This window comes from Empedobacter sp. GD03739 (genome assembly GCF_029843245.1).
In the GTDB taxonomy this organism is placed as follows: Bacteria; Bacteroidota; Bacteroidia; order Flavobacteriales; family Weeksellaceae; genus Empedobacter; species Empedobacter falsenii_B.
In genome coordinates this window covers 57,875-72,343 of sequence record NZ_JAOCHX010000003.1, presented here as the reverse complement: position 1 = coordinate 72,343, position 14,469 = coordinate 57,875, and the positions used below count along the sequence as shown (strand labels likewise).

Here is a 14,469-nt window from a genome sequence, read left to right as displayed (position 1 = left end):
AGAAATGATAAAATCATTCAAGTTTTGTCCCAATTGTGGACATACGATTGATCACTTTGACTTTAGAAAAATGACATGCAACAATTGCGATTTGGTCTATTATCAAAACGTAGCTGCTGCGGTGGCGGTTATTCTTAAAAAAGATGACAAAATCTTGTTTACTGTTCGTAATAAAGAACCAAAAAAGGGAATGTTAGATTTAGCTGGAGGTTTTACAGATCCAAATGAATCGGCAGAAAGAACGTGTCAACGAGAGATTGAGGAAGAATTAGGAATTAAAATTCCATTAGAGAATTTCAACTATTTTTTATCTCAACCTAATACATACGAGTACAAAGAAGTTCCATATAAAACGTGTGATTTAGCGTTTATTGCTGATTTTCCTGACGAAGAAATTACGCTTGAAAAAGATGAAATAGCAGAAGTAAAGTGGGTTTCTATCAACGAAATTAATTTAGATGAAATAGGTTTTGATTCGTTGAGAAAAGTAGTGGAAATTTATATTAATTCTTTGAAATAACTAATGTGATGCGATGTTGAAACGAGTTCAATATGACCTGTATGTCAACCTGAACTTGTTTCAGGTTCTCATCATTAAAATATTAACAATGAAAAAAATACTTTTACTAAGCGCGTTATTTTTAACAATTGTTTCATGTAGCACACAAAATGTAGCGGTAGATTATGACCGTGATTTTGATTTTGAAACAAATAGAACATATTCTTTTACGCAAACAGGAAATTTAGGTTTGAATGATTTAGATTCTGCCAGATTATATTCGTCGATTGAAAAAGGAATGTTGTACAGAGGTTTTCAGAAATCGAATGATGGAAGTTTAACGTTAGACGTGAAACCAGAAGAATATGTTTCAAAACAACAAAATTCTAATGTAGGAATTGGAATGGGAACGGGCGGTTATGGTTTTGGAGGTGGAGTTTCGGTTGGAATTCCGATTATGTCTCAAAAATTAAATCAAAATTATACGATTTCAATGAAGGATGAAGGAAGATTGGTTTGGGAAGGAACCTTGAAAATTCAAATGCCCTTGAAAGCTTCGCCAGAAGTTCGTGCAGCAAATATTCAGAAAGGTGTAACGAAATTGTTGCAAAAATTTCCACCTAAAAAGAAATAATAATTAAAAAATCCCTCGAAAACTAAAATTACGAGGGATTTATATTTTGTCCGATTTGGATATGCCGTTTCAACGGCAGAATGCGCCTTTCAGAGGTTTTTCAAACCTAAAATCATTTATCCAAAACGGCACTTACACAATATCAATAATTTAACCTAAATTATTTAGATAGATAATAATCATTATGTTTAGTAAGAAAAATTTTGTTTTTTTATAAATTATTGTATTTTAGTTTTAATTAAAACTAAAAATCTATGAATAAACACTCTTTAAAGTATCTACTGATGCTTATTCCTTGTTTGTTTTTTGTATACAGTTGTGTGTCAGAAGAAGATATAATGCAGACAGAAAAAATAGAACAAGAGAAAAAAACGTTTGCTATTTTTTCACAATCTTCAAACATTCAAGGAAAAAGTAATAAATCTACTATTGATTACGCAAATGGTTTTTCTATCTTAATGCAAAGATATGACAGTATACATCATACTAATATATCAGGTCTTGTAAACACAACAAACATTATCGAGCATAAAAAGAATTCTCGACAAAATATTATTTTAGAAAGTAAAGAATTTTACATCGAAAATCGATTACATTCACAAACAATTTTTGAGGAAAATGGAGACGTTTGGGTAATGTACCCTAAAATTAAGAATAATTCTGTTGAAGGTTTATTAATTGCACGTTACGCTGATAATGGAACTAATGTATTTTTTAGCTACGTTAAGAAAGATAGTAAATTGTACACTGTTAATATAAATCTATTTCAAGAAAAGTATGACAAACAAATTATTAATTCAATTAATAAAAAGTCCAGTGGTAATGATGATTTATGTGGTTATGGTGATGAAATTTGTTACATAGATGGTCCTATTATTACTCCTGATCCTGGAGGAGGAGGGTGCTCTAACTGTTATACTACACCTCCTGAAAACGGAGGAAGCAGTGGGTGTTCTCAATTTGAGGAATGTTTATATAATGATCCTAGTGGTGGGGGAGGTGGTGGGGGAGGTGGTACAGGAGGATTACTTAAAACTCCATGTAGTGTTTTATCTGAAAAATTTAGAAACGAAGATTTTAAAAAAAATATTAATGAATTAAATAAAAGTTCAGTTTTCAATAAAAAAAATGAATTAGGATTTATTGAGAATAAAAATGGACAATACAATTCTTTAACTCCTTCTCCTTCTACAGATACATCAGATGGATTAAGTATGAATATTGATAGTGATACGAAAGGTTATATGCATTCACACTTGAATGATTATGAAACAGGTGATTATAATTCTGATGGCGCACCAATATTGAAACAACCTATTAGGATGTTTTCACCAGCTGATGTAAATGCATTGATGAAAATAGCAAGTTATCAGGTAGATAGTGATTATTCTGAAATTTATGGTACTATGGTTGCAAGTAATGGTATTTATACTATAAAATTTACAGGAACTGCTGCTGATATAAAAACTGGATTTGATACAAATAATTGGCGAGATAGTTATAAAAAATTCATGATTAATGAAAGAGGTTCTTTAGAAAGTAAATTTTTAAGGTTCTTAGAAGAAAAGATGAATATAAAAGGTATATCACTATATAAAACAGATAACAAAGGTAAATCTACTCAAAAAATACTTGGAACAAATAAAAAAATACAATCGTCTGATTGTTTAAATTAATATAAAAAAAAAGAATATGAAAAGTATAATAATATTATTATTAATTCATAGTGTTTTTTGTGAGGCACAAAAAACAATTTCATTAGATCAGGCTTATCAATATTCAAAATCTGAGGATGGTATTCCTGAAGATGTTACCTACGTAAAAGATGTTGACAACAGATTGGATAAATTTACAGGAACATGGAAAGGTTCTTATGGAGATAAAATTTATGAAATAACATTCGAAAAAGTAATTAATAATGGAGGGTCTGAAATATATTGGGATAAAGTTTATGGAAAATTATTGGTTAGATCGAATGAAGGGGATATTTTATATAATTCAATGAATTCTACTATATCTGACAATAATATACTTTATGGAATTAATTTTCAAAAAAATGTTTATATGTTAAATTTTATAAACAATACATCATGTAATGATGAAGGGGTTGTTTTTATAGAAATTACTAAATCATCTCCAAATAAAATGACATTATTTTTTAGTAGAGATAGAGAAATATTATTTAATATTAAAGAAAACTGTCCTAATTATGAAACATATGTTCCTTTGCTACCTTCAGAAAAAATGATATTAACTAAACAGTAAGTAAATGCATTGTCTAAAACTAATCATATTCATGTTTTCATTACAAATAGTAAATGCACAAGTTTCTGATACTCTATCATACGTGAAACAATTTGAAATAAATAAAGCAAACTATATAGGTAAACCATTTTCAGTTTTATTAAATGATATGACAAAAATAAAACCAAAAACAGTTTGGTTTACACCACTTCGTGAGAAAAACATCATTAAAACCTCTCGTTTTAAATTTACAAGTAAGGAATATAGTTTTGGAAATGCTATAACATTATTAATTACTTGGAAAGATTTTATACCTTATCGTGATGTAAAATATCTTTATCAAAAAAATGATTTTTATTTCACAAACGAGGAAAAGGATTTTTATGGAGAAAAGATAATTCAAGATATTTCTGTCTATAGATAGGTATTATTAACATCTATAACACCTTTTATGTTAAGTAAAAGGTGTATTATAACTTATAAATTAATTCGTTTTCTTCTGATTGTTGAAGTTTAGATTTTTGTAAAAGTTTCAACGTTTCGGGTTGATTTGCATTTGCTTTTGCAGCAATTTTATCTAATTTCAATTCATTTTTTGCATAATCTACAATCGCATTCAAAACTTCTGTTCCGTAACCTTTATTCTGAAATTTGCGTTTCAGACGAATGTTGATAACTGCACCGTATTTTGTTTGACGCAAACCTCCCCAACCAACAAATCGTCCGCTTTTTTTCTCGTGAACACCCCAAAGACCAAAACCATGTTCTTGGTAATGTTTCTCCATATTTTCGATAAAAAACTTCGCTTCGTCTTCAGATTTATATGGTTTTTCGTTGACAATTTTCATCAATTCTTTGTCAGAATTTAATTGAAATAATTCGAATGCATCAATTTCGAAAAACTCTCGTAATACCAAACTTTTTGTTTCGCAAATAACTTTCATTAAAACTTTTTAGTTCTTGCAAAGTTACTTCGATTTAAAGAATAAAAAAAGTCTTACCAATTATGATAAGACTTTTATATTTACTTTTTTGTTGTTGTTTTTGGTTTTGCTGGAGTTGTTGTTTTAGGAGGCGTAGCTGTTGCTTCCGAAACCTTTTGGTTAATCTCTTGTGTTAAGATTTGTCTTTTTAGATTGAAGATTTCTGTATCTTTTTGATCAATCTTAGCATCTAAATCTTTTACTTTTTGCGTTAATTCTGCAACTTGCTTTTCTTTTTCGTTTAATTGAGTATAGAAAAGTTTTGATTTTTCTCCAGAACTATTCAATGCAGAATACAATTCTTGCAAATTAGTATCATGTTCTTTTTGAGCCATTCTAATCATAGCTTGCGCATTTGTCAAAGCTGTATCTTTGATGTATAATTCGCTTTTAGCTTTTGCTAAATCTTTTTCAAGAGTTTCGATTTTCAAATTAGCTAATGTCAAATCTTTAGATGTATTTGATTGATCGTCTAATGCTTTGTAATAATTAGCTTCCAATTCTTGGTGTTGTTTCTGAGGAACGCAACTTGCAATGGCAAAAAGTGTTAAACAACAAAGTACAATTTTTTTCATTTATATAATCTTAAACGTCTAATTCTAATAAAACAGGACAATGATCTGAGTGCTTCGCATCTGGTAAAATCGTTGCACGCGTCATATTTTTTTCTAATGTATTACTCACCATATTGTAATCGATTCTCCAACCTTTGTTATTGTTACGCGCATTTGCACGATAAGACCACCATGAGTAATGATGAGGTTCTTTTACAAAATAACGGAAAGAATCAATCATATTACATTCATCAAGAAAAGCAGTCATCCATTCTCTTTCGACAGGTAAAAAACCAGAAACTTTTGCATTACGAACAGGATCGTGAATATCAATTGCTTCGTGACAAATGTTATAATCGCCACAAATTACAATGTTTGGATGAGAGATTTTAAGTTCTTTGATATAATCTTTAAAATCTTCGCAAAATTGTAATTTAAAGTCTAATCGATCAATATTTGTTCCACTTGGCAAATACAAACTAATTACCGAAACATTGTCAAAATCAAGTCGCAAAACGCGACCTTCTCTGTCAATATAATCTATTCCAGTTCCTATTTGTACATGATTTGGTTTTATTTTCGAGAAAATAGCCACTCCGCTGTATCCTTTTTTCTCTGCTGCATGCCAATAAATGTGATAACCCAATTCCTCAAACGGTTTTGTGTCCACTTGTTCTTGCATTGCTTTTGTTTCTTGAATACATAAAACATCTGGTTGTGCAGCTTCTAACCATTCAACCAAACCTTTCGTCATCGCAGCGCGAATTCCATTTACATTGTAACTGATGATTTTCATAGTTAGCGAAATTACTAAATATTTATGACGGATTGATTTAGAATGATAAATAAAGTGAATATTTTTTGTAACTTTTTAGAAGTTAATGCGTCTATATAATAAAAGACATCTATATGAAATACATTTTTCTTCCAATTTTAATATTCAGTTCGTTAGGATTTGCGAGTTGTTCGGTTGATTTAAATTCTAAATCACCAGCTTCTAATTATTTAGATCGAGTAGAAGCGAGTAGTAATACAGTTACGGAAACGCGTAAAGTTGCTTCTTTTGAAGGAATTGACGTAAGTAGCGCAATAAGTGTTACAGTCGAGGATGGTAATTATAATGGTCAAATTTCGGTTGAAGCGCCAGATAATATTATGAATAGAATCACGACTGAAGTGAAAAATGGTGTTTTGGTGATGAAAATTAATGGAACCATAAACTTGAAAAATTCTTCTATTAAAATTAAATTCCCTCATCAAAAATTACGTTCATTTAATCTTTCTGGTGCAACGAATGTAACCGTTTTACCAACACAAAAAGTAGAAAAAATGGCGGTTGATTTATCAGGAGCAAGTAATTTGAAATTAGATGTAGTTTCTAATTCTATTTCGGTTGATAATTCTGGTGCATCAAGTATGAAAATTTCTGGAAATGTACAGGATTTAAACATTTCAGTTTCGGGAGCTTCTTCATTTGTTGGAAAAGAATTGAAAGCTGCGAATGTAGTTGTTGATTGTTCAGGAGCAAGTTCTACAACAGTTTGGGCTGTGAATAATTTGACTGCTGATAGTTCTGGAGCGAGTTCTGTTCGTTATGTAGACGAAAATAGTTTGAAAACGAAAGTGAGCACTTCTGGAATGTCTTCTATCAAAAGAATAAACTAATAGTTTTTGTTTAAAACTATGATAAGTTAATATTTAGTACTACAAAAAAATCGGATGAATTTCATCCGATTTTTTATATCTATTTTCTTTATTAGAATTGCCAACCTAATGTCAATAAGAATAAATTGTTGTCTAATTTAACTTTTGGAGCATAAGTATTAGGTAAAGAAACAAATTCATTATTAATATTAATATAATCTGTTCCACCAATCAATTGTTGATATTTTTGCGTTTGATATTGATAAGCTGCATCTATATAGAATCCACCAAAATCATATCCTAAACCAAAACTTGCACGATTGATATCTCCTTGAAATGCTTTCGATAAAACAGCTGCATTTGTCACAACATTGTTTTCGTTCGCAATATCCATCGTAAAATCTTTGTAAGGAGAAGTTACATAATTATAACCCGCTCTTACTTTGAAACGATCTACACGGTATTCTGCACCAACTCTAACTTCACTTGAATTTTTTACAAAATCATTGATAAAATTATTAGAAGAATTAAAATATTGTGATGGTTTTAATTTTGTATCATTGTTCATGTGATAGGTATAATCAGCACCCAGAGATAAATTTTTACCAACAACAAAACCTAAACTTCCTACAAGGCGACCACCACGTGTCATATCGTAATCAGAAGAATACATATAATAAGAAACTACAGCAGTTCCGTTATTGATGAAGTTTGCTGCATAATAATCTTCCGAAACATTGTACCAAACAGGAGAATGATAAGCCGCTCCTAAACGTACATTGTGATTCACTTTGTAAATAGCACCTAAAGAGAAAGAAAATCCTTGCCCAATTTCACTATATGGAGCTCCATCTGCATTGTATACGTAGGTTTTTCCATTCTCGTCATCACGCTCTGCATATTGTTCGTAACCCGAATAGTTAGTTTCGTGGAAGTTTAATCCAAACCCCAAATAAATTTTGTCATCATAACTTGTTCCTAAATTAACAGAGAATTTAGATTTATATCCATCAATATCTTTGATGTAACCATTGAAAGTTCCGTCTGGATCAGCAAATTTAATACCTTCATTTGTTCCAATTGATGAATAATTGTCTAAACGCTGATTAAGATAAGCGACACCAACTGTAAAACGATTCCATTTTGAAGCTTCATTTGCAAAAACAAATGTTCCTCCAAATTGTTGGAAATCAAAATTGCTTTCAGATTCTTTGATATTTGTTCCGAAATTAGTTTTGTTGCTAAAAGTAGAAACACCAGCTGTTACTTGGACATCAGAGTTAATTGCTACTCCTAATCCAGCAGGGTTTTGCTCGACAGAAGTAATGTCACTTCCTAATGCACCAACAGCTCCACCAACACCAATATATTTAGCATTTCCGCTGTTAATATCTTGCGAATATAAATTTATAGCATTTGTAGAATACTGAGTTTCGTATCCTTTGTTCTGTTGTGCAAAAGCCAATGTACCAGCTAAGGTACAAAGGCTTAATAATATTTTTTTCATTTTTATATGATCTAAATCTAGTTATCTTCTTCCTCCACCACGAGAGCCTCCTCCTGTGCTACTTCCGCGAGAACCACCTCCCATGCTTCCGCTACTCATACTACTACCTCTACTTGGAGAAGGTGTAGAATATGATGGGCGAGAATTGTTCATGCTATTTGTTCTTTCATAGCTTCTCGTTGGTTGTTGGTATTGTTGAGCTTCGCGAGTCGGTCTTGTGTTGTAAGTAGGCTGTTGTGTTTGTGTCGGTCTTACTTCACGAGTTGGACGTGTTGTATTGTTAATTGTATTATCACGAGTTGGTCTTAAACCTGTAGAGATTTGGTTGTTTCTACCATTTAAACTTCCAACAGGACGAGTAGAATTAATCGTGTTATTTAAACGACCACCATTTCTGTAACCTGGTTGAGAATAAATTCCTCTTGGACGATTGTATCCATATCCATATCCATAATAACCAGGATATCCGTACCAATTGTTCCATCCGTAGTAACCTCCGTAATATCCACCGTAGTAAGGTCTATTCCAACCCCAACCATAATATCCATAATAACCAGGATATCCGTACCAATTGTTCCATCCGTAGTAACCTCCGTAATATCCACCGTAGTAAGGATTGTAATATCCCCAACCATAATATCCATAATAACCAGGATATCCGTACCAATTGTTCCATCCGTAGTAACCTCCGTAATATCCACCGTAGTAAGGATTGTAATATCCCCAACGATATGGATTATAGAAACCTCCCCATCCGTAGCTGTACCAAGGATAGTTGTTCCAGATATTAATTTCTACACCATCATTACGTCCCCAGTTATAATTACTCGATCCGTTATAAGTTAATGTATAGTCGTTGTTTCCAAAATAATTGTAACCACCTAAACCATATCCGTTAATTTTAACTTTGGTTGCTGATTTAGATTGAGTATTATCATTTGTGCTATCAACATCATCTTGGTAATAAAATTGTTCAGCACCATTTCCTTCTGCATCGAAGTATGGACTACCAATTTTTATTTCCCCTTTATTTTCTTGTTCTCCTTGCTCGTTACCATGTTGTAGTTGAGCTTGTTGATAGGTTTTATCTGTTTTCGGATTATAGTAAACTCCGTCGCTTTCGTAACCACTTGGTTGATAAGTCGAACAAGATGAAATTCCTAATGCAGCCACAAGAATTAATGTAGTTGCAGAAATTTTATAAACTTTGTTCATAATTATAAATTTACATCGTTTGTAATAATTAAATTTGCATAAATTTAAAGGCAATTTTTATGCCAAGTAAAGATACGAAACTTATCAACAAATATAAAAGATTATGGCAAAATTAACAACTCGTGCTGAGGATTATTCTAAGTGGTACAATGAGCTTGTTGTAAAAGCAAATTTAGCTGAGAATTCGAAGGTTAGAGGGTGTATGGTGATCAAACCATATGGCTATGCTATTTGGGAAAAACTACAAGCAGAATTAGACAAAAGATTTAAAGAAACAGGTCATCAAAATGCTTATTTCCCCTTATTTGTTCCTAAAAGTTTATTCGAAGCCGAAGAAAAAAACGCAGAAGGTTTTGCGAAAGAATGTGCGGTTGTAACGCATTATCGATTGAAAAATGATCCTGATAACAAAGGAAAATTAATTGTAGATCCAGAAGCAAAATTGGAAGAAGAATTAATTGTTCGTCCTACTTCAGAAGCAATTATTTGGAGTACATACAAAGGTTGGATACAATCTTATCGCGATTTACCAATTCTGATTAATCAATGGGCAAATGTTGTGCGTTGGGAAATGCGTACGCGTTTGTTTTTGAGAACTGCCGAGTTTTTATGGCAAGAAGGACACACTGCACATGAAACAAAAGAAGAAGCAATTGCGGAAGCGCAACAAATGCAAGAAGTATATGCGGATGTTGTAGAGAATTTTATGGCAATTCCAGTTGTAAAAGGAAGAAAGTCAGATTCTGAGCGTTTTGCAGGTGCAGATGATACGTACACAATTGAAGCGTTGATGCAAGATGGTAAAGCTTTACAAGCGGGAACTTCTCACTTTTTAGGGCAAAACTTCGCAAAAGCTTTTGATGTAAAATTCGCAAGTAAAGAAGGAAAACAAGAATATGTTTGGGCAACTTCTTGGGGAGTTTCTACTCGTTTGATGGGTGCATTAATTATGACGCATTCTGACGATTTAGGATTAGTATTACCTCCAAAATTAGCACCAATTCAGGTTGTTGTTGTTCCAATTTATAAAACAGAAGAACAATTAGAAGAAATTCGTCAAGTGGTGGATAAATTTTCGTCTGAATTGAAAGCGAAAGGAATTTCGATCAAATTTGATGATGATGATAAAACGAAACCAGGTTGGAAATTTGCTGAATACGAATTGAAAGGTGTTCCTGTTCGTATTGCAATTGGACCAAAAGATTTAGAAAAAGGTCATGTTGAGGTTGCTCGCCGCGATACATTAGAAAAGCAATTTATTGCATTGGATGATGTGTCAACTGAAGTGGAAAAATTGTTAGAAGATATTCAAACTAATTTATTCCAAAAAGCGTCAGATTTTAGAGATACTCACACAACAGAGACAACAACTTTTGAAGAATTCAAAGATATTATCGAGAATAAAGGTGGTTTTGTTTCAGCTTTATGGGACGGAACAGAAGAAACAGAAGAAGCGGTGAAAAATGCGACGAAAGCAACAATTCGTTGTATTCCTCAAGCTTTTGAAACACCTACAGAAGGAGTAGATGTTTTCTCTGGAAAACCTGCAAAATACAGAGTTTTATATGCAAAAGCGTACTAAATTTTAAAATATATCAAAAAGGAAAAGGAGCTATTAATTAGCTCCTTTTTTATTTTGATGTTTTTTGGCGTGCAATTCCTTCAATGTTGCTTTTTGTTCTGGCGTAAAAACAGCATTGATTTCATTAAACTCCTTTTGACGAACTTCTTTCATTTTCTTTTTCAATTCAATTTTTTCGTCTTTGTAGCTGTCCTCAATTTGTTTGATTTTGATGACTTGCGCATCTGTCAAGTTCAAATCTTTTTTTAATTGTTGTAATTTCTGCTCTCTCGATCCTTCATTTCTGTCTTGCGCTGAAGCAGTTGTTAAAGTGAAAGCAATTAATCCTAATCCTACATATTTATAAAATGCTGTTCTCATAATTATCAACTTTTTTTGTTTTATTTATTCTTAAGACTTCAAAAAATTAAAAAGGTTTAAAACGATAAATGTTAAAATTTTTCGGTTATGATGAAATCTTTTAAAAGATGTAACATTTGTGATGAATAATCGACCAATATTTTTTAAATTATTTTTGAAATCGATTAAACCTTTTCCAAAAAGGATTGTCAAACAAGTTGTAAAATTATAAAACTACAAAACGAAAAATTAAACAAATGAGGTTAAGAAGTTTATTTGCTTTGATTTTTATTTGTGTTTGTGCAGGATTGAATGCGCAAGAGCTTTTAAAAATTAAAGGGAAAGTCTTATCAAGTGAAAACAAACCTGTAGAATACACTACAATATCGCTTGAAAGCTCGGAAGATGGAGTTGTGGCAGAAGCGGCAACGGATGCAAAAGGAGAATTTACAGTAGAAGCAAAGGCTGGGCAATATGTTCTTGTGATTGAGCCATTGGGATACGATGTAATAGAAAAACAGATTAATTTAGAATCTGCATTAGATCTAGGTACTTTTACTGTAAAAACGACGCAAACAGTTTCGTTAGGAGCAGCAGTTGTAACAGCGGAAAAGCCAATTTATAAAGTAGAATTGGACAAAAAAGTGTATGATATGGCGAATGATCCAATGTCGCAAGGTCAAACATTGTCTGATGCTTTAGCAAATGTACCATCGGTTTCTGTTGATGCAGAAGGAAATGTTTCGTTGAGAGGAAATGATAATGTAAAATTCTTGATTGATGGAAAACCTTCGGGAATGTTGGGTGTTTCTGATGTAGCGGAAGCTTTAAAAAATATTCCAGCCGAAAATGTAGAACGTATTGAATTGGTAACAAACCCTTCTGCTCGTTACGAAGCTTCAGGTTCTGCGGGGATCATCAATATTGTATTGAAAAAAGGTTCTAATACAGGTTTTAATGGTTCTGTAACCTTGAATGGAGGAATTCCTAAAATGGTTGGAGGAAATGTAAACTTGAATTATAAAACAAAAAAATATAACATTTTTACAACTTTAGGTTCTCGTTATATGGATAGAGAAGGTGAAGGTTCTGCTTTTATGACAAGTTATAATGAAGGAACAGATGTTGTAAAACAATATAGATCTACAAACCGAGATAATAATAGAATTCGTAGAAATTACAACATTCGTTTGGGTGGAGAATATTATTTAGATGATAAAAATACAATAGGTTTATCTGCAGGTTATCGTTACAATAATGGAAATAACAATGCTTTAGTTGATTATAATTACTTTGATAATGCAATGACTTTCTTGAAGAATGAATATAATCTTCAGAATGAGAAAGAAATTGAAAATAACTTTGATTTAGATTTTAATTATAAACACGAGTTTGATAAAAAAGGTCATGAATTTGCATTCACAGGACGTTTTTCGTCTCAAAAAGAAGACGAAGATGGTTTTGTTAATGGTTTAACAAAAGTATTAGACAAAACTACAGGTAACTATGTAGATGAAATTACAAATCGTATTACTGATAATTTAGAAGATCAGAAAAATGTAGTTTTAACAGCAGATTATGTTCGTCCAATTGGAGAAAAAGGAAAATTTGAATTAGGTGCTCGTGCAGATTTTAGCGATACGAAAACTAATAACAGAACATTCTTTTTAACTGACGCTGGAGATTACGAAGCTGATAGTAGATTTTTTGCAAATGTAGATAATCAACAAAATGTATTAGCGGCTTATGCACAATATGGAAATGCAATTGGAGAAAAATTTCAATACTTCGCAGGTTTACGTTTAGAGAGTTCTGATATGAAAATCAAAAACTACACAAGCGGAGAAAATATTTCAAAAAAATATACAGATTTATTCCCAACATTAACGTTGAATTATAAGTTTACTGAGAAAAACGAATTACAATTAAGTTATTCTCGTCGTGTTCGTCGTCCAATGGGATTCATGTTAATGCCTTTCTTTTCTGCAACAGATGATAGAAATGTAAGAAATGGTAATCCAGATCTTAATCCTACTTATACAAATTCATACGAGTTAGCTTATATCACAACTGTAGGAAAGTTGATGGTAACGCCAAGTTTATTTTACCAAAGAACAACTGATATGATTAATCAGTTTCAACGTAAAAATTATAACGATAACGGAGATGAAGTATTTATTACAAAACCAATCAACATTGGTGATGAAGATCGTTATGGTTTAGATTTAACAGCGACTTACAAACCAGCTAAATGGTGGAGTTTGATGTTCAATGTAAATTTATTTGGATACAATAGAACAGGTTTCTACGAAGAAACAAACGTTGTAAAAGATCCTGTAACAGGAGTAGAAAGTACAAAAGTAGATACGCAAGATTTCTCTGGAGACGGATTTAGTTCTCGTGGACGTTTGTCTTCTAACTTTATATTACCTGCAGATTTCAAAATTCAGGTTGCTGGAAATTACATGGGAAGCATGAAAACGGCTCAACAAAAAATTGAAGATAATTTGTCAATGGATTTTTCTTTATCAAAAGATTTATTCAACAAACAAGCTACATTATCTTTAAATATTCGTGACGTGTTCAACTCAAGAAAAAGAGAATCCACTACTTATGGAGCAGATTACACTAATTACGAAAGTATGCGTTGGATGAAACGTTCAATTAACTTATCGTTTACATATCGTTTTAAGAAAACAAACGAAAGAGAAAAGAATAAACAACAACGCCCAGATGGAGAAGAAATGGGAGGTGGAGAAGAAATGCAAATGCAAGCAGCTTCTTAAGAGTTTGAAAATAATCGATAAAAAAATGGATCGCAATTGCGATCCATTTTTTTATCATTTTGAATGAAAACGAATTATTTGTTTTTTAACAAATCACGAATTTCAGCCAATAATTCTTCTTGTGTTGGTCCTGCAGGAGCTGGTTCTTCAGCAGGGGCTTCTTTTTTCAATTTGTTAATTCCTTTAATCATTACGAATAAAGCAAATGCAACAACTATAAAAGAAATAGCAGCAGCTAAAAAGCTACCATATTTAATTGCAGTCCCTGGTATTACTAATGCAGCTAAATTTTCAGCGTCAATAGCTTTCAAGGCTGGATTTAAAATGGCTGGCGTAATGATATCTTCAACTAAAGAAGTAACAATTTTACCAAAGGCACCACCGATAACTACACCGACAGCTAAATCTACTACGTTACCTTTTACTGCAAACTCTTTAAATTCTTTAAAAAATCCCATAAGTCTATAATTTATTTCTAAGTT

General features: G+C 31.9%; 15 protein-coding genes. 8 read left to right on the top strand and 7 right to left on the bottom strand.

What is annotated here, in order from left to right:
* Positions 1-4: 4 nt before the first annotated feature.
* From N5E64_RS01980 to N5E64_RS01960, 5 genes are all read left to right on the top strand, one after another.
* The gene (locus N5E64_RS01980; RefSeq protein ID WP_280035449.1) at positions 5-520 is read left to right on the top strand and encodes an NUDIX domain-containing protein; all 516 of its coding nucleotides are present in this window, start codon (positions 5-7) and stop codon (positions 518-520) included.
* Positions 521-608: 88 nt separating this feature from the next.
* Positions 609-1,133, top strand: a complete 525-nt coding sequence (locus tag N5E64_RS01975) for a DUF4136 domain-containing protein (RefSeq protein WP_280035448.1) — start codon at positions 609-611, stop codon at positions 1,131-1,133.
* A 254-nt stretch (positions 1,134-1,387) separates the two neighbouring features.
* Positions 1,388-2,809 carry a hypothetical protein gene (locus tag N5E64_RS01970; protein WP_280035447.1) on the top strand — a complete coding sequence of 474 codons (1,422 nt, stop codon included), beginning with the start codon at positions 1,388-1,390 and terminating at the stop codon, positions 2,807-2,809.
* A gap of 16 nt (positions 2,810-2,825) precedes the next feature.
* Positions 2,826-3,398: a DUF6705 family protein gene (locus N5E64_RS01965; protein ID WP_280035446.1), complete on the top strand. Its 573-nt coding sequence runs from the start codon at positions 2,826-2,828 to the stop codon at positions 3,396-3,398.
* 31 nt (positions 3,399-3,429) lie between these two features.
* Positions 3,430-3,801 (top strand): hypothetical protein, encoded by a 372-nt coding sequence (locus tag N5E64_RS01960; protein ID WP_280035445.1) that lies wholly within the window; start codon positions 3,430-3,432, stop codon positions 3,799-3,801.
* 46 nt (positions 3,802-3,847) lie between these two features.
* On the opposite strand, the gene N5E64_RS01955 is transcribed toward N5E64_RS01960, so the two are convergent.
* The 3 genes from N5E64_RS01955 to N5E64_RS01945 form a co-directional block, all read right to left on the bottom strand.
* A complete protein-coding gene (locus tag N5E64_RS01955; RefSeq protein WP_125349662.1) occupies positions 3,848-4,321 on the bottom strand; it encodes a GNAT family N-acetyltransferase in 474 nt (157 codons plus the stop codon).
* Positions 4,322-4,401: 80 nt separating this feature from the next.
* Positions 4,402-4,935 carry a hypothetical protein gene (locus N5E64_RS01950; protein ID WP_280035444.1) on the bottom strand — a complete coding sequence of 178 codons (534 nt, stop codon included), beginning with the start codon at positions 4,933-4,935 and terminating at the stop codon, positions 4,402-4,404.
* A gap of 10 nt (positions 4,936-4,945) precedes the next feature.
* Positions 4,946-5,710, bottom strand: coding sequence for an exodeoxyribonuclease III (locus N5E64_RS01945; RefSeq protein ID WP_115001807.1), 765 nt, complete (start codon positions 5,708-5,710; stop codon positions 4,946-4,948).
* Between the two features lie 113 nt (positions 5,711-5,823).
* On the opposite strand from N5E64_RS01945, the gene N5E64_RS01940 reads away from it, so the two are divergent.
* Positions 5,824-6,579: a head GIN domain-containing protein gene (locus N5E64_RS01940; protein ID WP_125349660.1), complete on the top strand. Its 756-nt coding sequence runs from the start codon at positions 5,824-5,826 to the stop codon at positions 6,577-6,579.
* Positions 6,580-6,670: 91 nt separating this feature from the next.
* On the opposite strand, the gene N5E64_RS01935 is transcribed toward N5E64_RS01940, so the two are convergent.
* Both N5E64_RS01935 and N5E64_RS01930 read right to left on the bottom strand, forming a co-directional pair.
* Positions 6,671-8,065, bottom strand: coding sequence for a hypothetical protein (locus N5E64_RS01935; RefSeq protein ID WP_280035443.1), 1,395 nt, complete (start codon positions 8,063-8,065; stop codon positions 6,671-6,673).
* Between the two features lie 21 nt (positions 8,066-8,086).
* Positions 8,087-9,280, bottom strand: coding sequence for a hypothetical protein (locus N5E64_RS01930; RefSeq protein WP_280035442.1), 1,194 nt, complete (start codon positions 9,278-9,280; stop codon positions 8,087-8,089).
* A 103-nt stretch (positions 9,281-9,383) separates the two neighbouring features.
* Here N5E64_RS01930 and proS point away from each other — a divergent pair, with 103 nt between their 5' ends.
* Entirely contained in the window at positions 9,384-10,862 is a 1,479-nt protein-coding gene (gene proS / locus N5E64_RS01925; RefSeq protein ID WP_280035440.1) for a proline--tRNA ligase, read from the top strand.
* A 33-nt stretch (positions 10,863-10,895) separates the two neighbouring features.
* Here proS and N5E64_RS01920 read toward each other — a convergent pair whose 3' ends face one another.
* Positions 10,896-11,222: a Spy/CpxP family protein refolding chaperone gene (locus N5E64_RS01920; protein ID WP_038332782.1), complete on the bottom strand. Its 327-nt coding sequence runs from the start codon at positions 11,220-11,222 to the stop codon at positions 10,896-10,898.
* A gap of 236 nt (positions 11,223-11,458) precedes the next feature.
* Between N5E64_RS01920 and N5E64_RS01915 the strand changes: the two genes are divergently transcribed.
* Positions 11,459-13,987, top strand: coding sequence for an outer membrane beta-barrel family protein (locus N5E64_RS01915; RefSeq protein WP_280035439.1), 2,529 nt, complete (start codon positions 11,459-11,461; stop codon positions 13,985-13,987).
* 74 nt (positions 13,988-14,061) lie between these two features.
* On the opposite strand, the gene mscL is transcribed toward N5E64_RS01915, so the two are convergent.
* A complete protein-coding gene (mscL, locus tag N5E64_RS01910; RefSeq protein ID WP_125349655.1) occupies positions 14,062-14,445 on the bottom strand; it encodes a large conductance mechanosensitive channel protein MscL in 384 nt (127 codons plus the stop codon).
* Positions 14,446-14,469 lie beyond the last annotated feature (24 nt).